The 16,988-nt window shown below is 44.8% G+C and carries 21 protein-coding genes and 1 other RNA gene; 5 read left to right on the forward strand and 17 right to left on the reverse strand.

What is annotated here, in order from left to right; genetic code table 11:
- Positions 1-26: 26 nt before the first annotated feature.
- From ACI4L0_RS10715 to ssrA, 3 genes are all read left to right on the forward strand, one after another.
- Complete coding sequence (locus ACI4L0_RS10715; RefSeq protein ID WP_013701365.1) at positions 27-365, forward strand: anti-sigma factor antagonist; 339 nt, start codon at positions 27-29, stop codon at positions 363-365.
- An 11-nt stretch (positions 366-376) separates the two neighbouring features.
- Positions 377-928, forward strand: a complete 552-nt coding sequence (locus ACI4L0_RS10720; protein ID WP_013701364.1) for an ATP-binding protein — start codon at positions 377-379, stop codon at positions 926-928.
- Between the two features lie 147 nt (positions 929-1,075).
- Positions 1,076-1,442: a transfer-messenger RNA gene (ssrA, locus tag ACI4L0_RS10725) on the forward strand.
- A 67-nt stretch (positions 1,443-1,509) separates the two neighbouring features.
- Here ssrA and ACI4L0_RS10730 read toward each other — a convergent pair.
- The 15 genes from ACI4L0_RS10730 to lepB form a co-directional block, all read right to left on the reverse strand.
- Entirely contained in the window at positions 1,510-1,815 is a 306-nt protein-coding gene (locus ACI4L0_RS10730) for a helix-turn-helix domain-containing protein (RefSeq protein ID WP_439800165.1), read from the reverse strand.
- Positions 1,799-2,182: a hypothetical protein gene (locus ACI4L0_RS10735; RefSeq protein WP_439800166.1), complete on the reverse strand. Its 384-nt coding sequence runs from the start codon at positions 2,180-2,182 to the stop codon at positions 1,799-1,801. Before ACI4L0_RS10735 ends, ACI4L0_RS10730 begins: the two co-directional genes overlap by 17 nt.
- On the reverse strand, positions 2,179-2,595 hold the full coding sequence (locus ACI4L0_RS10740; RefSeq protein ID WP_439800167.1) for a (deoxy)nucleoside triphosphate pyrophosphohydrolase: 417 nt from the start codon (positions 2,593-2,595) through the stop codon (positions 2,179-2,181). The genes ACI4L0_RS10735 and ACI4L0_RS10740 overlap by 4 nt, the downstream gene beginning before the upstream one ends.
- 8 nt (positions 2,596-2,603) lie before the next feature.
- Positions 2,604-3,050, reverse strand: coding sequence for a hypothetical protein (locus tag ACI4L0_RS10745; RefSeq protein ID WP_439800168.1), 447 nt, complete (start codon positions 3,048-3,050; stop codon positions 2,604-2,606).
- Positions 3,051-3,184: 134 nt separating this feature from the next.
- The gene (locus ACI4L0_RS10750) at positions 3,185-3,763 is read right to left on the reverse strand and encodes a hypothetical protein (RefSeq protein WP_439800169.1); all 579 of its coding nucleotides are present in this window, start codon (positions 3,761-3,763) and stop codon (positions 3,185-3,187) included.
- Between the two features lie 17 nt (positions 3,764-3,780).
- Positions 3,781-4,995, reverse strand: a complete 1,215-nt coding sequence (locus ACI4L0_RS10755; protein ID WP_439800170.1) for an LIC_12708 family protein — start codon at positions 4,993-4,995, stop codon at positions 3,781-3,783.
- Between the two features lie 98 nt (positions 4,996-5,093).
- Positions 5,094-5,879: a tRNA pseudouridine(38-40) synthase TruA gene (gene truA / locus ACI4L0_RS10760; protein WP_439800171.1), complete on the reverse strand. Its 786-nt coding sequence runs from the start codon at positions 5,877-5,879 to the stop codon at positions 5,094-5,096.
- Positions 5,872-6,780, reverse strand: a complete 909-nt coding sequence (locus ACI4L0_RS10765) for a DUF2225 domain-containing protein (RefSeq protein ID WP_439800172.1) — start codon at positions 6,778-6,780, stop codon at positions 5,872-5,874. The genes truA and ACI4L0_RS10765 overlap by 8 nt, the downstream gene beginning before the upstream one ends.
- Before the next feature lie 83 nt (positions 6,781-6,863).
- Positions 6,864-7,274, reverse strand: coding sequence for a holo-ACP synthase (gene acpS / locus ACI4L0_RS10770; protein ID WP_439800173.1), 411 nt, complete (start codon positions 7,272-7,274; stop codon positions 6,864-6,866).
- 120 nt (positions 7,275-7,394) lie between these two features.
- Positions 7,395-8,429 (reverse strand): CdaR family protein, encoded by a 1,035-nt coding sequence (locus ACI4L0_RS10775; protein ID WP_439800174.1) that lies wholly within the window; start codon positions 8,427-8,429, stop codon positions 7,395-7,397.
- On the reverse strand, positions 8,395-9,222 hold the full coding sequence (gene cdaA, locus ACI4L0_RS10780; protein ID WP_439800175.1) for a diadenylate cyclase CdaA: 828 nt from the start codon (positions 9,220-9,222) through the stop codon (positions 8,395-8,397). Before cdaA ends, ACI4L0_RS10775 begins: the two co-directional genes overlap by 35 nt.
- Positions 9,188-10,039, reverse strand: a complete 852-nt coding sequence (gene folP / locus ACI4L0_RS10785; RefSeq protein ID WP_439800176.1) for a dihydropteroate synthase — start codon at positions 10,037-10,039, stop codon at positions 9,188-9,190. The genes cdaA and folP overlap by 35 nt, the downstream gene beginning before the upstream one ends.
- Complete coding sequence (dxs, locus tag ACI4L0_RS10790; RefSeq protein WP_439800177.1) at positions 10,036-11,955, reverse strand: 1-deoxy-D-xylulose-5-phosphate synthase; 1,920 nt, start codon at positions 11,953-11,955, stop codon at positions 10,036-10,038. The genes folP and dxs overlap by 4 nt, the downstream gene beginning before the upstream one ends.
- 321 nt (positions 11,956-12,276) lie before the next feature.
- Positions 12,277-13,449, reverse strand: a complete 1,173-nt coding sequence (locus tag ACI4L0_RS10795; RefSeq protein WP_439800178.1) for a coproporphyrinogen-III oxidase family protein — start codon at positions 13,447-13,449, stop codon at positions 12,277-12,279.
- A 6-nt stretch (positions 13,450-13,455) separates the two neighbouring features.
- Positions 13,456-14,151 carry a signal peptidase I gene (lepB, locus tag ACI4L0_RS10800; RefSeq protein WP_439800179.1) on the reverse strand — a complete coding sequence of 232 codons (696 nt, stop codon included), beginning with the start codon at positions 14,149-14,151 and terminating at the stop codon, positions 13,456-13,458.
- A 450-nt stretch (positions 14,152-14,601) separates the two neighbouring features.
- Here lepB and smpB point away from each other — a divergent pair, with 450 nt between their 5' ends.
- Both smpB and ACI4L0_RS10810 read left to right on the forward strand, forming a co-directional pair.
- Entirely contained in the window at positions 14,602-15,066 is a 465-nt protein-coding gene (smpB, locus tag ACI4L0_RS10805) for an SsrA-binding protein SmpB (RefSeq protein WP_439800180.1), read from the forward strand.
- A gap of 14 nt (positions 15,067-15,080) precedes the next feature.
- Entirely contained in the window at positions 15,081-15,932 is an 852-nt protein-coding gene (locus tag ACI4L0_RS10810; RefSeq protein WP_439800181.1) for a TP0183 family DNA metabolism protein, read from the forward strand.
- Here ACI4L0_RS10810 and ACI4L0_RS10815 read toward each other — a convergent pair.
- Together ACI4L0_RS10815 and ACI4L0_RS10820 are read right to left on the reverse strand one after the other, a co-directional pair.
- Positions 15,922-16,503 (reverse strand): L-threonylcarbamoyladenylate synthase, encoded by a 582-nt coding sequence (locus ACI4L0_RS10815; protein WP_439800182.1) that lies wholly within the window; start codon positions 16,501-16,503, stop codon positions 15,922-15,924. The two genes, ACI4L0_RS10810 and ACI4L0_RS10815, sit on opposite strands and share 11 nt — an antisense overlap.
- Positions 16,490-16,978 carry a septum formation initiator family protein gene (locus ACI4L0_RS10820; protein WP_439800183.1) on the reverse strand — a complete coding sequence of 163 codons (489 nt, stop codon included), beginning with the start codon at positions 16,976-16,978 and terminating at the stop codon, positions 16,490-16,492. Before ACI4L0_RS10820 ends, ACI4L0_RS10815 begins: the two co-directional genes overlap by 14 nt.
- Positions 16,979-16,988: the final 10 nt, after the last annotated feature.

A 16,988-nucleotide genomic window follows, 5' to 3' on the forward strand; every position in this document is an offset into this window, starting at 1 on the left:
GTAAATCAGCAGTAAGGAGACATCTTATGGAACTTAAAATACGAAAGAATGGAGAAGTCTACATCATTGATGTAAATGGTGAAATGGACTTGTACAATTCTTACAAACTCAAGGAACTTGTAATGAAGATGCTTGAGAAAAATGTTAAGTCATTTGTAATCAACTTGGAGCAAGTAGATTATATTGACTCATCTGGAATTGGAGCTCTTATTTATATCTGTTCTACAATCAAGAAGATGAATTTGAAGCTCTATATTTCAAATGTACATGGCTCTGTAAAGAAAGTTATTGAACTTACAAAATTAATGGGCTACTTCCCTATTGCAAATAGTGTTGAAGAAGCTTTGTTAATGATTAATGAATAAGAGGGATTGAAATGGAAGAATTCAAAGAACTCCGTTCAGATGGCAATGATCCGTTATTTGATAAAACAAATATGCTGTACAAAGCATTTCCTTCAAATTTCAGGCAAATAAGATATTTTACACTTTTAATTGTGCAGTCTGCGCCTCTTGAAATAAAGGAAATAAATTTGCTTGAGCAGCAGATAAGTGAAGTAATAAAGAATGCTGTAAAGCATGGAAACAACTGCGACTTAAACAAGCAGGTTCATGTATGGTATTCTTTCAGCCCGACACATGCACATATAATTGTTGAAGATGAAGGTGAAGGTTTCAAAGACCTGGAAAAATGGAATGAATTCAACAAAAAACGTTTGGATTGTCTTCATAATTCCAACTTTGAAGAGCTTTCAAATTACGTTTCATTCCGGACTAAAAAGTCAGATGAGCAGGATGGTGGAAACGCTCTTTTTGCTGCATTGGAATACTGGAACGGCGGTTTTGTCTACAATGACAAGAGAAATGGTGTTGCAATGCTGAAGAGATTCCAGCAGAAACGCCATGGTGTTGCTGTGGATGGAGAATAATTTATTTACTGCCTGGAAACTTTAAGTTTTTAGGCAGTAAAAAAGCGGTGTTTTAAGTTGAGCAATTCAATTTAAAAGCCGCAGGAATCTCTAAAAATTACAGAAGGCAGTTTTTTAGAGTTTTCCATTGTTTTACTGTGCTTTTTCGGGGATGTCCCGGTTTCGACAAGCAAGAGAAATCTTGTGTTGCAGGTAGGCGTGAAGGTGCCTTAAACTGACAAAAAAATAACTGCAAAACGTAAAGAAGACGAACAGTCTGAAAACGAACAGTTTGCACTTGCTGCTTAAGCAGTGCCGGAATATTCAGCATGCTGTTCCTAATGCTGAAATATTCTGTTGCTAACAGGAACTTGTTGAGTAAGAATCTTGAGTCTTATTCAAGACATTTTTTCAAGATAAGGAAAAGACGCCTTTGAAGCCGCTACCTTTTCCCGACAAATACCTCGCTTCAATAAACCTGTAGAGATGCCTGGTTTGCTTGCATGGACGCGGGTTCAACTCCCGCCATCTCCAAATGCTTTGAATTAATATTCAAAGCATTTTTTTTGTCCTGTTCTAAAGCTCTGGATAAAAAACTCAATTTAATTATTTTTCAGAGGCTCGCTAAATGCCTTCTCTACTCTTTCGATAAGGTCGCATTTGAATAAATCAAAATCCTGTGAAAAATCTATAAAGAGCTGATAGGGGCGCACGTCGAGAACTTCAACAAGCCCGGCTAAATTCTGAAGTGAAGGCCATATAACGCCAGTCTCGTAATTTGAAATTGTTACAGGAGAAACTCCAATAAGCTCGGAAAGCTTTTCCTGTGATAAACTGCGGCGCTGGCGGAAAAATTTCAAATTCCGTGCAAAAACATCAGCAATATTTTTTTCAGTCCTTGCTGCCATAGTTCTTCCTTGACACCGACTGAGCCTTTAGTTTTGTATCATATATCGAGACAAGAGAACTTTCTATCCATCCCTGTTCAACCTTGTACCAAAGATTATACTTTATTTCCTTGGAATCTGCCGCTTCAGACTTCACTCTCTTTTTGCCGCAAATCAAAAAAACATCGCCGCTTCTAGCATGAAAGCAGACCTCGCTTGAATAATCCGCGGAAACTCTGAAAGGCGCATAAGGAACTGTCACAACAAGCCATTCCTGATCCGGAACAATGCTTGTCTGCTCCTGAAAATCCAGGTCTATTTTTTTCTGGACACAGCCGCACAAAAGCGCGATATACAAAAAAAGCAAAGCAGCAACAGGAAATTTCATTTTCCAAGATTCCCCGATATATAGGATTTTACGGCAGGATATATAAGCATATCGCTGTCCACAAAATAAAGGCTTTCAACATCATCTATCGAAATCCACTGGTACTCGGAATGTTCAGACAAAGCAAATTTCTTTTCAATTCCGTCATGGGGAAAAAAAATCCGGTAGGCATGCAAAAGAACTGTTTCACCGTTATGGAAAAAAGAATTTTCCGCTATCATTTCTCCGGTTTTTATATCAACGCCGAATTCTTCCTTCATTTCCCTGATACAGGCCTCACATTCGGTTTCACCCGGCTCAACTTTTCCCCCGGGAAACTCCCAGCGGCCGCCCATCTGTCCTACAGGATTCCGGCGCGCAACAAGAACTTTTTTTTCATTAAGTGCAATGCAAGCAATAGAAATTTTTGGCATATCAACCTCTACAAAAGCATGGCCTGCGGAAAGACAAAATGCAGGATGCCAATAAGTATACATCCAGCCCCGATAATTTTTCTTGAGTCAATAAACACCTTGCAGACAGCAGGAGGAACAGAATCAATTTCAGAGCTGGTGTATATATAGTATTCCAGAAGAATCGATGCGCCGGAAAAAAAGCCGGCTGCCACAGGAAGCAAATCCCCGACCACAGGAACATCATTTCTAAAGACAGAAAGAATTTTCATAACACCGACAAAAACACAAAGAACTCCAACAACGAGCCTGAATCCCGGACTGTCAAAATTCAAACCGCCAAAAGAAATCCGCTTGTCACTTTCAATTTCATCATCAAAAGAATCCTGCTTCTGCACAATAAGATTTTTTCCATACACCAAAATAAGTCCTGCAAAAATATTGAGCAGCACAGAAAGAAAATAGAACTGAACCATAAATAAATCCTCTCATTAGGTACTTCTAAAAATCGCTTTTTCTAGATTCCTTAAAGAATAAATGAAAACATGAAAATTGTAAATGCCAAAGACAAATCCGCTGGCGCTGATAAATTCCAGAAGCCAGCCATTTTTCAGCGCGCGCCCCTGTTTAAAATTCTGCATCGGACAACAGCCTTTTCGTCATTGCATGTTAAAATGCAGGACACGGAAACAAGGTCGTAATCGTTGAAAACAGCATATACAGGCTTTGGTGAAGCGGGATTAAAATCAACAAGTATTTTTTGCTTGTCCGCAACGCTGCCCTCTTCATTTATACATTCAAACTGAATTTCAAGGGGCACAGAAGAAGCCTCCCGGACTCTGCCTCCGGAATTTGAAAATTCAGCAGAAGCGTACACCCTTCCGTCAAAAGCAAAGGCTGAAATTTTTACAGAAACCCCGGCTATTGAATTTGTATCCGCGCCTCCGTTCAGGATTCTAAAAATAAAAAGAAAAACCATGCACAGCACCAGCGTGAAAAATGCGATTTTATTTCCGCGCGTGGAAAAGAGAACCTTAAAAAGCCCCCGTTTTACCGTAGTTTTTCCTGTGGCAAGATTACGGAAAATGTCCTGCTCACGGTTTCTGAATTCTCCGCGCTTATAATGAAAAACAAGATCTTCACCGGGGCTGAGTGTTTCAGGATTGCTTTCGTCATCGAAAATTTCCATTTTGCTTCCTGCTACATTCAGTTTTTTATAACAGCCTGAATCAGCGAGTCAATGCGCCACCAGCAGACTGAAGCTTTTTCGTTTTCCACAACAATGGCGGAAATTATTCCTTCGCGGCTTAGATTGAATGAATAATACAGGCAGGATTCCCTGTCCAGAGAAATTTTCCGCTTTAGAATTCTCTGTCCGTTTTCCTGAACCATCTGAAGGCTGAATCCATTTTCCGTGCTGACTATAAAATAAAGCCAGCCGCTGTCCGTGATTCCAAGAAAATCATAGGGGATTTCATAGTTCTCCTTGGAAAAACCCTCTGAAACAGGCTCGTCATACGGAGGAATTGTGATTGGAAAATCATACTGGTTGTTTTCAACATCGAATGTATGAATCAGTGTCGTTACATATTCCACTCCGGACTGAACGCGGCTTGATTCATCAATATAGCTTGAAAAATAATCCACTTTCAGATAAAGCTTGCGCTCCCTGTAGTCGGGCACAATATTTTCAACTGAAAAAAAGGTTTCAGTTTTTTCATCTGCAAAAGGATTCGGGACATTTTCCTTTTCAATAGGAATCGTATACATCAAAAAGCCGTCCATGGAAAACCAGTAGACCACGGAGCCAGAGGAAGTTGTACAAAGCACAACAAGCTCGTTTCTGTCAGTTGTAAAAATGTCCTTTATATACGGAAACGGTGTTCCGCCGGGCCCCTGCTGCCCTATGTAGTTCATGTATTTTTTCGCCCCGTCGAACCTTACAATTACCTGGCTCAGAACCTGGCTTGTTTTGCTGTCAGTTTCCTGCCTTGCAAAGGGAAGCTTGTCAACCGCATAAAGATATTTTCTGGAATCAACTGCAATTTTGGAAATCTCATTAAAGGCATAGGGAACGGCCACACGGGTTGAATTTACATCAGTGCCGCTTTCTGCAAAAGACGGAAAGGGATTTTTCTGCGGATTATAGTACAGGGAAAGCAGATCGCCGTAGCTGTTCATTTCCATTATTTTGTTTGATTCGCCATTCAGGATGTAAAAAAATCCGTCGCGCATGGCTATTGAAATAGATATATTTCCGGCGGAACCAAGGTTGAAGACATTAAGCTCATCCTCAAAGGTTCCATAATTCAAGTTAAAAATATTCTCCTTTTCAACAGAAGAAACAACCCTTCCCTTTCTGCAGCCCAAAAAGACAGCCGCAATAACAACGGAAAATAAAATTTTTTTCACAAGCTTCATAACACAAAAAGAATAAAAGATTTGCAGAGTTTCATCAAGAACACAAATGCGCCTTGCCGTTCCACAAAACACATAAGCGCTTTTGCCATTTTTTCATTTCAGACATGGCGGCGGATTCCGTCAAATTTCACTTCCCAGAGAAAAAGCCCGGCAGGAGGTGCAGTCATTCCAGCCCTGGAGCGGTTTCTGGATTCAAGGATTTCTTTAAAGCTTTCCGCCCCGGCCTTTTTTTGAGCCAGCTGAATCAAAGTTCCAGTCACAGAGCGCACCATTTTCCACAGAAAGGCATTCGCCTCAATCTGAAAAACAAGAAGGTCAGGATTCTGCAAATCCCAGCTGAAAAAAGCGGAATCTATATAGCGCATTGTTGAAAGACTCGCATCCCCGGCGGCTGCAAAAGCGGCGCAGTCAATTTCCCCGCGGAGGCAGGAGCACATTTCATTCAGAGTGCCGGCATCAGGGCGGAATGGAATGAACCACCTATATCGGCTTTCGCTTGCAAGAGGCGGATTTTTTGTCTGGATAAAGTAACGGTAAACCCTTGAAGTCGCATTGAATCTTGCGCTGAATCCATCTGCCGCCGGGGCTGCCCCAAGAATTCTTATATCGGGAGGAAGCATTCCGTTCAAGGCGCGCACATAATTTGCCCCGGGAATAGAATCAACAGGGGAAATAAAATTGGCAGCCTGCCCCGCCGCATGAACTCCGCTGTCTGTTCTTCCGCTGCCGTAAAGCGCAACCGGCGAATGGAACATTTTGAACAGAGCCGCCTCTATTTCCCCCTGGACAGTACGGACAGGCTTTCCGTTGTCAGACTTGTCCTGACGCTGCCATCCGCAGAAATCAGTTCCATCGTAGGAAATTTTCAGCAGTATATTAGTCATCTTCGCTGAAAATATTATTTGAAGAAAGCTCGGAAGTCATACTGTCGTAAAGCGACTTTGCAACTTCAAGGAGCGGCCCCGGCTTTGCCTTGCTGGATTTTCCAAGACCGAAAATTCTTGCGATGGCCTTTTTGCTTTCATCAAGCTTTTTCAGCCTCAGCTCCTGATTTTCCCTCTGGCCGTACTTGAATTCCAGAAGTCCGCTCAGGTAAATCACTCCGTCATATCCATAGTTCTTGTCTGTGTCCGGGCCGAAATTCGCAACAGACTCAATGGACTCTATGCGGCCGGTTTCATTTATCAAAGTCTGCTGGTAGAAAAACAAGGCCTTTCTGTAAAACACCTGCGCAATGTAGCCATAATTATGCTCAGGGCAAACACGCTCAATTTCAGAGCAAAGCCATGCAAGGCGCAAGGAAATCTGCGCGCGCTTAAAAGTCGGGGCATAAGCAATATCGACCTTTTCGTAGCAGAGAAGCGCAAGATAATACATGGCAGTGCCATCGAACAGTGTCCGCTCGTCATTCAAATTGTAATACGGAAAAATTGCCTCCACTTCCTTTTTTCTATGGCTTTCATCCTGCATTATCCTGTCGAAAGTTTCGGGATCTTTTATATCCTTGAAGTCCTTCCAGAAAAAAGCGGCATGGCAGTGCGGACAGCAGCCGATTTCATAAATCAGCGGATAAACTCTTCCGTATTTTTTGGACGGCTCATAATTTCTGTGAAGCTCATCAGTCAGATTTCCGGCGATGGTTCTTCCTCCGCCCTGGTGCATAAGCTCCTGCCTGAATTTCTTGCGGCAGACCGGGCAGTAAGCGTCCTCCTTTGCCCAATAAGAAACAGCAGGCTTTTTTTCCGGCTCTGATAAAAAAGTTTTTCTGTTGAATTGCGATGCCATATTTTCCTCCGCAAACTGTTTATATGGAAACCTCGAAAAACTTCAGTTTTTTAAGGCAATCTATGAAAACGCCGCCTGAAAATTCAGACCAGGCGGTCATCAGTTTCAATAACCACATAAGCCATTGCATACTCACGCTCATGGCTCAGCGAAACATGAACCCTATAGTTTTTTCCGCATTTTTCCTCAAGGATTTTTCTGGCATTTCCTATGATTTTCATTTCAGGCTTTTCGTTGCCATCCTTTGAAACAAAAATCTCTCTCAGGCTGAATCCGAAAATTCCAGTTCCCAGAGCCTTTGAAAATGCCTCCTTGGCGGCAAAACGGCTGGCGTAAAATTCGCACTTCCTCTGTAGCCCCGCGCTTTCAGAAATACATTCATTTTCATTGTAAAAGCGGCGGATTAGCTCCGGGGACGAAACCCATTTTTCAAACCGGGACACTTTTGTTATATCACAGCCGACACCAAAAATCATGTATTCCTCTTTCCTCATTCATCCGGAAGTTTCTCGAACTTTCAGATTCGAGCATTCCACAATAATATCCGCTGTTCTGAAATCTTTCAAAGAAATAAAAACAGCAGACAGAAAATTCAAAAAAAGCGATTCCCCGTATCACGAAAGAACAGGAATTTTCAGCATGGAACCTGTCGGCTCGCTCCCGCCGTTATCCATGGGAAAATTCTCGTCAGGCTCCCGGTGGACAATATTCAAAACATAAACTGTAAGGCTCTGGGACGAAACAGAAATCGACCCCGGAAGCTCTATGTGAACCGGAACTTCATATATTCCAGGCTCCGTGATAAAGGCGCAGTCCGCAGACACCCGGAAGTCAGACTGAGAAAGCTTTTCAACATCAAGAAGCTTTCCTTCCACAGAAAAATCAATCGTAACAGCCTCTCCCGAAACCGCAAGCTGCGAAGAAAGATTGTCAAGAAAAACAGGAACCCCTGTGAATTCCCGGACACTGCCTTCAACCACAACCGGAACCGAAACCCTCACGGAATTTTTTTCCCCGAGGAATGAAATATATGCATTTGTGTTCAGGGGGCTTACAATTTTTGAAACGCTGCTGTCCGCACCCTCTATTGAAACTGCTCCGACAGGAATCTTGTCTATCTGCTCCAGCATTGACTCAGGGCCGCACAAGGTTATAAACGAAGGCTCAAGCTCCGCGCTCAGGGCTTTATATCCGTGCGCCGCCTTTCCAAGAACAGAGGAATAAAGAGGAACTGGCTTAGTGACTTTCTTTTGAATCTGAAGCCTCACGATGTCAGGCTGATTATAAATTTCCAGAGGCTCCAGATCCAGCTGGACTATCTTGTCGTCAAGCTCGATATAAACAGGAAAATCATAAACACCTTCCTTTATCTGCGCGGACACATCCACAAAGGCCCTCAAATCCTTCTCCACTATCGACGCAATCTGATCCCGTCTTGTTCTGACCTTTACCCTTATATACTTGACCTGCTCAAGCCCCGAAACAGGAACCATATTTCCGTTTGCGCGGACTTCAAGCGGAACTGAAAATGTCTTTCTGTCAAGAAGTGAAAGCTGATGAAAAAAACAAATCATTACAGCCAGAACAAAGCATATTGCTTTTACAGGCCAGTTCTTAGTTATTTTTGCCAGTAATTGGTTTATGCTCATCAATAGTATCCTCTATAATCTGCTGTTCAGGAGTTATATCAAGCTGGCGCTCCAGAATTCTGGTAACCTGATCCATTGTAAGGTCATAATGAAGCTTTGAGTCATAGGCAAGGCTGTACGCCCCTGTTTCCTCGCTCACAACCAGAACAACACAGTCGCTCACTTCGCAAAGTCCAAGAGCAGCGCGGTGTCTTGTTCCGAAAGTTTTCTTTATATCGTACTGCTCGCTTACAGGAAGAAAGCACCCGGCGGCGATAACCTTTCCTCCCTGGATAAAACAGGCTCCGTCATGAAGCGGTGTATTATGCCCGAAAATCGTAACAAGAAGGCTCGAGGAAAGATCCGCATTCAGGCGCGTTCCAGTGGAAAGAATATTATCAAGCTTTGTGCGCCGCATAAAGACAGCAAGCATTCCCCTTTTCTGCTTGGAAAGCATTTCCGCGGCAATAAGAACAGAATCAACATAGGAATGTTTTGCCCGGCTTCCAAACGTAAACCACTCGGCCTGCCCAAGCTTAAGGAACACTTTTCTAAGCTCCGGCTGAAAAACAATCGCAAACGCCATCATCAGCCCGGGAGCAATCACGGAAAAAACCCACAGCAGAGTCCTGAGCTGCAAGATAACCGCGGCCGCATAGGAAATCACAACCACAACAGCAGCCCGGATAAGCTGAATCGCATTTGTCTTTGTTATAAGCTGATACGCTTTATACAGAAGAAATGTAATTACACCTATATCAATGGCCGGTCTTAGAAAATCATATATTCTTATTAAAGCTGAAAACTGATTCATATTCTAAAAGCGATTTTAACACAGCGAGGGTATCTTTACAAGGAGCAACATCATGCACACGGAGCATAAAAGCCCCCTTCAGCACAGCAAAAAGGTCAGCGGCGAGCGTGCCGCAAAGCCTGTCCTGGACATCCCTGCCCGTGAGCTGTCCTATGCAAGACTTGCGGGAAAGAGCCATAAGCACCGGAAATTTTCCGCCGCAGAGAGAGCCGCAGCCAGAAATAAGACGCAGATTTCCCTCAAGGCTCTTGCCGAAGCCGATTCCGGGGTCAACGATGATTTTATTTTTCTTTATGCCGCGGCTGAGCGCAAAACCAGCCCTTGACTCAAGATAGGAATTCACTTCCCTGAAAACATCCTCATATTCAGTGGAAGCCTGCATTGTTGAAGGAATTCCCCTCTTATGCATCAGGATAACAGGAATTTCTTTTTCCGCCGCAAAAAAAGCCATATCCGGATCATCTTCCAGAGCCGAAACATCATTTAAAATATCCGCCCCGGAATCAAACGCCGCCTTCATCACGGACATTTTTCTTGTGTCCACAGAAATAGGAATATCGCTCCTGCGCCGGATTTCCTCTATAACAGGAATTACACGCCGGATTTCCTCCTCCGCATCCACATACTCGGAGCCGGGCCTTGTGGATTCCCCTCCAAGGTCAAGAATGTCCGCGCCCTCATCAATAAGCTGAAAGGCTCTTTCCGCGCCACCTCTGCTTCCGCTGAAAAAGCTGTCAGGTGTGCAGTTGACAATTCCCATTATAAAAGCAGGAAAATCAGTCGTGATTTTTCTTGAAGCCAAATCCAAATTTCTCATAGTCTGATCAGCTCCCGGGCAGTCTGTCTTATTTTTTCAGGAGAAAGCCCTGCCTCCTCAAGAATCTGCTCCCTGTTTCCGTTTGCAACAAAGGAATCGGGAAACGCCAGCACCGCGGTCTTTAAAAACGAAGTTTCCGCGGACTGTCTTATGCAGTTTTCAATCCACTCTGAAATTCCGCCCAGCCGCACGCCATCTTCCACAAGAACAATTCCGGAATACAGCTTTGCAATGGAAATAAAATATTTTATGTCAAAAGGCTTTATGAATCTGAGCGAATAAATGTCCGCGTCAATACCGTCCATTACAAGCGCGCGGGAAGCCGTCAGAGTTTCAGAGAACATGCTTCCTGTGCAGACCAGAAGAATTTTCCGCTTCCATGAATTTTCCTCCTGCCCGAAAGAAGAGATTGAAGGCGCAAAGTCGGAATTGGTCACAAGAATGCCTTTGCCGGGTTCCACAGGAGCAGAAAAAGGCTCAAGCTCAGACGGACAGGTCATCTTGGGCCAGCGTATCACAACAGGACAGTCCGCGCTGTTCACAGCCCAGTCAAGGCAGCAGTCCATGTCGGATTTTCCTGCGACTGAAATAATGCACAGATTCGGCACCGGCCTGAAAAGCGCAATGTCAAAAATTCCCTGGTGTGTTTCTCCGTCAGAAGGAACCGCCCCGGCGCGGTCAAGGGCTATAACAACATGCCTGTTCTGAAGCGCAATGTCTTCAATAATCTGGTCAACACTGCGCTGTATAAAGGTGGAATAAATAGCCACAACAGGAACAAGTCCGCCGGCGGCAAGTCCCCCGGCAAAAGTCACGGCGTGCTCCTCGGCGATTCCCACATCAAAGAAGCGGCTTTTAAATTTCCTGGAAAACGCATCAAGCCCTGTTCCCTTTGACATCGCGGCCGTCACCGCTATTATCCGGGGATTCTTTTCCGCCATATCAATCATCTTGTTGCTGAAATTTTCCGTAAAGCTTAAAGTGTCGAATTTTTCAACCAGACCGTCGCTTATATTGAACGGCCCCACACCGTGAAAAACGGAAGGATCGTTTTCCGCAGGACTGTAGCCCTTTCCTTTTTTTGTAACAACATGAATCACAACCGGATACGGAATTTTCTTGGCGCGGCTGAACACACGCTCCATTTCATCTATGTTGTGCCCGTTCATCGGGCCTGTGTACTCAAATCCAAGGTCGACAAAGAGATTGTTTGTAAAGAACACGCCCTTCAGCCCTCTTTTCAGCCTGAACACAAGCTTTCCGAGGCAGCGGTTGAAATAAGGAATTCTGTCTATAAGCCTGTCAACCTTGTAGCGGAAGCCATGATAGCTTGTGCTGAACGCAAGCTTTGAAAGATACCGGGAAATAGAACCCACATTTTTGTCTATTGACATCTGGTTGTCGTTCACAACCACGATAAGATTCTTGGCAAGCTGCCCAGCATGGCTCAGCCCCTCAAACGCCATTCCGCCTGTGAGCGCGCCGTCGCCTATAACAACCACAACCTTGTCGTTTCTTCCCTGAAGCTCCCATGCGGACAAAAGCCCCAGCGCCGAGGAAATAGAAGAGGAAGCGTGTCCCGCGTCAAAATAATCATGCGGACTTTCCCTGATTTTTGTAAAACCGGAAATTCCGTCCTTCATGCGTATAGACGAAAACAAACCGTAGCGGCCTGTAAGAATTTTATGCGGATAGCACTGGTGGCTTACATCCCAGATAATGGCATCCTGCGGACTGGAAAAACTCCGGTGAAGGGCAATGGAAAGCTCCACGACACCAAGATTGCTCGCAAGGTGTCCTCCGTTATGCCCCACAACCTCTATAATCTTACTTCGTATTTCCTTAGCCAGCAAAGGCAGAAGCTTTTTTGGAACAAGCTTTAAGTCCTCAGGCGAATGAATATCATTTAAAATCAAACAAAAGTTCCCCACAACACAAAAAAGAAAAAAAAGACCGCAGTCAATGTAAAAACAACCGCGGTCTTAATGAAAAAAGGCCTTCCGAAATAATCCGACAACCCTGCAAAAGTTACAAAGCCGTCTTACTTACTCTTATGGCGATTTCTTCTAAGCTTCTTCTTACGCTTATGTGTCGCTATCTTTGCGCGCTTTCTTTTTTTTCCACAAGGCACAACAGAACTCCTTACTATAATAAGTTTTCTTATTATGCGGAATTTCAGAGTTTAAGTCAAGAAGTGAAATGCGAAAACCTCAGTTTTTCTTATTCAGGAAGAACTTCTAAAGGCAGAGAAGCACCTTATTTAAAAACAGCAGGGAATCCCTTCCAAGGAAAAAATTCACAGAGCCGTCTGATTTTTTTCTGGACTCAATGCCGTATTTAAGAGCCGGGCAAAGGCGGCTTTCCAGATTCCCATTCCACGGCTCAAGGTCTGAAAAATTGCTTCTATAGACAAGCGAATTAACTCCGCAGGAAGTCCTGAGCCCTGTCATAAGAAATTCAAATTCACGGGTCTTTAAGCCAAGAATTTCAGTTCTGCGCGGAATTCCAGATTCACAGGGGCTGCCCTTTCCCCAGAAATTTTCGTAGGCTGCAATATCCTCTGTGTTTGTCCACCTGAAGCTTTTTTTTCCGTAGAACGTTCCGCACGCGCCGCATCCGACACCGGCATAATCCCTCTGCTCCCAGTACGAGCTGTTATGAATGCTTTTTTTCCCTTCACGGCAGAAATTTGAAACCTCATACTGGACAAATCCGCGGCTTAAAAGAAAATCCCGCCCCAGAATCCACTGCGAGTCGGCTTCGTCAAAATCAAACGGAACCGCCCCGGATTCAACAGCCTCCGCAAGGGGTGTGCCGTCCTCAAGTGTAAGCGTGTACAGAGAAACATGGGACGCATTATGCAAAAGGCATTTTTCAAGGGTAAAAATAAAATCTTCTGCGCCGCATCCGGGAAGCCCGGCAATAACATCCGCGCTCAGATCCCCTTTCCATGCAGAGCCTGCAAGCTCCAGCGCGCCGGCGGCAACAGATGCGCTGCAATGTCTTCCTGCGGCGCACAGCGCTTCCCTGCTCAGCGACTGAATTCCAAGCGAAAGCCTTGTAACTCCGCCTTCCCATGCAGCAGAAAGCTTTTCCGCCGAAACAGACTCGGGGTTCATTTCCATTGTGATTTCCAGAGGAGAATTTTCAGGAAAAAGGCATGCTCCCTTCAACGCAGGCACAAGGCGAAGAATCTGCTGTGCGGACAAAAGGCTTGGAGTTCCGCCGCCTATGTATATCGTGCGCCACGAGCCAATGCTGTATTTTTCTGCATAAAACCGGGCCTCATTCACAAGGCAGTCAAGATACAAATCCTCTATGCCGCCGCTTCTTTCCACGCTGAAAAAATCACAGTAGCCGCATTTTTTCAGGCAGAACGGAATGTGAACGTATAAAGCCGCGCTGTCCATCAGAAACTAAAAAAGCTTTGCCTTTCCAAACGGGAATACCTGGCAGAGCACACGGCCCTTTATCCGCGAGGATGAAATAACGCCGTAAATTCTTGAGTCAAGCCCCTCTATGCGGTTGTCGGCGAGAACAAAATATTCGTCTTTTCCCAGGGTTGTCTCTGGAATCTGCCCCGAGCACCCCATTCCGTCCCATTCCACAGGAACAGAATAAATGCTGATATTATAGGGCCTTGCGGAAAGCTCGAATTCAGTAAGAAAATGCGGCTGGCCGGCTGGCTTTACATAGAGCACAAAATCCTTCATATAGTATGAATCTCCGGGAAGCGCAACAACCCGCCTTATGCTGTCATTCCCCGTCATTCTGGAATTTCTTCCAAAGGGCGTGAATTTATAAAGCGAAAAAAAACTCACAGCAGTATTCACCAGTCTTTTTCCTGCCGAAACTCCCTGTCCGTCTATTCTGGAAAGATAGACCACCTGTCCGCGCGAAGGGTTCCGCATAAAAGGAGAAACAAAAACAATGCCGCCCCTGCAAATATCAGTTTCCATTGACGAGGAATTTACAAAAACCGAAAACAAAATACAGTTCAAAAAAATAGAAATAAAAACAAAGACTGAAACAAAAAAAACAACGGCATGCATAAATTTGACCTGCTGTCTTTTCTTGTATTCAAATGAATAATCTCCCACATTCTGCTTCATGCAAAATACAATAGCAGAAAAAAATCTAATTATCAAGCAATGCCAAACCGCCCGTTCCACTGTCTGCACCCTCGCCATTCCACTGACTACACCCTCGCCATTCCGTTGACTACACCCTCGTCATTTCGCTGTTTAAAACCTCGTCATGCGGCATTTTCCCCCTCGTCATGCTGAACTCGTTTCAGCATCCGTACTGTGCACACCGCATAGATTCCGAAACAAGTTCGGAATGACAGTATCAATTCGTTCGGAATGACAGGGTATGACTGTGCCCGTCATGCGACATTTGAGAACTTGTCATGCTGAACTCGTTTCAGCATCTGTACTGTGCACACACATAGATTCCGAAACAAGTTCGGAATGACAGTGATGACATGCCACGAATCGTGCACAGACGGTGCGGCAGGTGCTTGTTGAAAATCTTTAAAAAAAAATATACTATTAATGATTATGGAAGAAGCAAAAAAAACTGTAGCCCAGAACAGAAAAGCTCATTACAATTATATTGTAACTGACACTTTTGAGTGCGGAATCGCGCTTGAGGGGTCGGAGGTTAAATCAATAAAAGCAGGGAACATTTCTTTCGGCGACAGTTTTGCTCTTATAGAAAACGGAGAAGTCTGGCTTCAGAATTTCCATATATCAGAATATACATTCTCCTCGGTGTTCAACCATGAGCCGGACAGAAAAAAAAAGCTGCTTCTTCACAGAGAGGAAATAAAAAGGCTTCAAAGAAAGACTGAAGAAAAGGGCTTTACCCTTGTTCCTCTTGAAGTTTACCTGAAAAAGGGGCTTGTGAAAATTTGCCTCGGACTTTGCAAGGGAAAAAAGGAATTCGACAAGCGCGCATCCATCAAGGACAGGGACATAAAGCGCGACATCGCAAGAGAATTCCGGGAACGGCTGAACAGTTAGCCACGGAGAGATAATTGCAGAAAAAGAGAAATCCTGCTTTAAAACTGATTATTCTCCTGTTTGCGTTCTTCGCGCTGACTTCTTCCAGAAGCTTTTCGGCGGAGACAGTGGATTTTTTTGCCACAGTATCATCTTCAAAAGACACCGGCATGATAAAAATGACCACAGACCTTCTTTTCAACCAGTTTCAGACTGTGGACGGATATACAGTAAGAGACAGGCGCAACGAAACCTATATTTCCGGGGCAAGCACAGCCAACATTTCATTTTTTGCGGAAATACAGGAAGACCCTGACGGCGGCTGGCTTTGCACCCTGAACGCCATCAAGCCGGACGGAAAGCAGAATGTGAGCGCAACAAAAAAATATGACAGCTACTATAAAATTCTCCTTGACGCAAGACCCTCGCTGGAAAACCTGCTGACAAATCTCACAGGCAACATCCAGATTCCCGAGGAGCGCACAGCAGCCCAGGAGGAGCGCGCAAAGAGCACTGTTCCGGGCGACACTCAGCTTGATGCGATAGCAGGAACATGGACAGGCGAAGAGCTCATAGAAAAAGTTCTGATTTTAAGGGGCGGACGGGGATTTGTGATTTTCAAGAACGGCGCAAGCATGAATATTTCTGTGACAGTGCAGGATGATTCCATAAAAATACGCCAGAACGGAAGACCGAACGCATCGTTCTTCCCGGAAATACCGCGGCAGGAAGCCCTGAAAAACGCACAGACAGCCTCCCCTATTGAATGGAACATGACGCTCAGCGGCAACACACTTTCAGGAAAGAAAACCACGCTTGTGGAAGACAAAAATTCGCCTACCGGAATAAAAGAGGGAGAAATAGAAGTCAGCTGGACTAAACGGTGACACTGCCCTGTCTTACAACACGCCAGCCGCTGCCCTCAAGAGCAACAATCGTGGAAGGAACACCGCCTTTTTTTTCGCCGCCGTCAACAATAAGGGACACTTCATCCCCGAATTCCTCTTCAATGCTGCGGGCTGACTCCAATATAGGCTGTCCGCTTCTGTTTGCGCTTGTGCTGTAAATCGGCAGTCCACATTCCTCTATAAGCTTTCTCAGCCACTCGTCCCCCGGGCAGCGGAATGCGATGTTTTCCGTCCTTTCATCAAAGCACAGGTTCACGGGAACAATCACAGTCAGTGCTCCGGGCCATTTCTGCGCAAGGAAATCGGGAATTCTGCATGCCGAATACCGCTCCACTTCCTCAACTGAAGAAACCAGCTGAATAAACGGTTTTCTACAGTCCCTGCCCTTTATTTTTCTGATTTTTGAATCCGTGTAGAACACAGGAGCGCCGGTGTTTTCCGCAATTCCGCTGAACCCGTAAACAGTGTCTGTAGGAAGAACACAGATTTTGCCTTCCCTCAGAAATTCCGAGGCAAGCTCAATCCCTTTTTCATCCTTATTGCATATCATACACTGCTATCCCTCCGGCGCATTTTTTTCCCGCAGGAAATCTAATCAGCCCTTTCTGGACATCAGCAAGAAACAGGACAAAATATGAAAGAATCATTATGGTGAACGCCGCAGACTTGCACAGCCATTCGGGGATGAATTTTACATCATGATGGCGCACAACAGTTCCGGGGTCAAAAATATGAGTTTCGCGCGAGGCAAGCCCTGAAATCTTCACAAGCTTTTCGCTTTCAGAAACGTATCCCAGTTTTTTTGCGTAGGAGGCAATCACATCTAGGTCTTTCTGCAGCGCAATCTGCTCAAGAGAAAGCTCGCTGTAAGTCTTCTCGATGGCGGCTGTATGCGCGCTCAAAACCTGCTTTTGCTCCTGAAGCTGCTTCATGGCCCATATTCCGTCGCTTCCGCCGATAAATGACATGACGGTGTAGAAAAATGTGCCTATGAAAAATGCTGAAAGCAGTCTGAACTTTTCCATTATGCCTAAA

This window comes from Treponema sp., from assembly GCF_051883275.1.
In the GTDB taxonomy this organism is placed as follows: domain Bacteria; phylum Spirochaetota; class Spirochaetia; order Treponematales; family Treponemataceae; genus Treponema_D.

Coding starts and splice junctions, on each gene's coding strand:
- ACI4L0_RS10775 (WP_439800174.1), bottom strand. CDS start 8,429: ATGAGCATAAACCAATTACTGGCAAAAATAACTAAGAACTGGCCTGTA.
- ACI4L0_RS10740 (WP_439800167.1), bottom strand. CDS start 2,595: ATGCCAAAAATTTCTATTGCTTGCATTGCACTTAATGAAAAAAAAGTT.
- folP (WP_439800176.1), bottom strand. CDS start 10,039: ATGAGAAATTTGGATTTGGCTTCAAGAAAAATCACGACTGATTTTCCT.
- truA (WP_439800171.1), bottom strand. CDS start 5,879: ATGACTAATATACTGCTGAAAATTTCCTACGATGGAACTGATTTCTGC.
- ACI4L0_RS10755 (WP_439800170.1), bottom strand. CDS start 4,995: ATGAAGCTTGTGAAAAAAATTTTATTTTCCGTTGTTATTGCGGCTGTC.
- acpS (WP_439800173.1), bottom strand. CDS start 7,274: ATGAGGAAAGAGGAATACATGATTTTTGGTGTCGGCTGTGATATAACA.
- ACI4L0_RS10815 (WP_439800182.1), bottom strand. CDS start 16,503: ATGATATGCAATAAGGATGAAAAAGGGATTGAGCTTGCCTCGGAATTT.
- ACI4L0_RS10820 (WP_439800183.1), bottom strand. CDS start 16,978: ATGGAAAAGTTCAGACTGCTTTCAGCATTTTTCATAGGCACATTTTTC.
- cdaA (WP_439800175.1), bottom strand. CDS start 9,222: ATGAATCAGTTTTCAGCTTTAATAAGAATATATGATTTTCTAAGACCG.
- lepB (WP_439800179.1), bottom strand. CDS start 14,151: ATGAAGCAGAATGTGGGAGATTATTCATTTGAATACAAGAAAAGACAG.
- ACI4L0_RS10795 (WP_439800178.1), bottom strand. CDS start 13,449: ATGGACAGCGCGGCTTTATACGTTCACATTCCGTTCTGCCTGAAAAAA.
- ACI4L0_RS10730 (WP_439800165.1), bottom strand. CDS start 1,815: ATGGCAGCAAGGACTGAAAAAAATATTGCTGATGTTTTTGCACGGAAT.
- ACI4L0_RS10765 (WP_439800172.1), bottom strand. CDS start 6,780: ATGGCATCGCAATTCAACAGAAAAACTTTTTTATCAGAGCCGGAAAAA.
- ACI4L0_RS10715 (WP_013701365.1), top strand. CDS start 27: ATGGAACTTAAAATACGAAAGAATGGAGAAGTCTACATCATTGATGTA.
- ACI4L0_RS10735 (WP_439800166.1), bottom strand. CDS start 2,182: ATGAAATTTCCTGTTGCTGCTTTGCTTTTTTTGTATATCGCGCTTTTG.
- ACI4L0_RS10720 (WP_013701364.1), top strand. CDS start 377: ATGGAAGAATTCAAAGAACTCCGTTCAGATGGCAATGATCCGTTATTT.
- ACI4L0_RS10750 (WP_439800169.1), bottom strand. CDS start 3,763: ATGGAAATTTTCGATGACGAAAGCAATCCTGAAACACTCAGCCCCGGT.
- smpB (WP_439800180.1), top strand. CDS start 14,602: ATGGAAGAAGCAAAAAAAACTGTAGCCCAGAACAGAAAAGCTCATTAC.
- ACI4L0_RS10745 (WP_439800168.1), bottom strand. CDS start 3,050: ATGGTTCAGTTCTATTTTCTTTCTGTGCTGCTCAATATTTTTGCAGGA.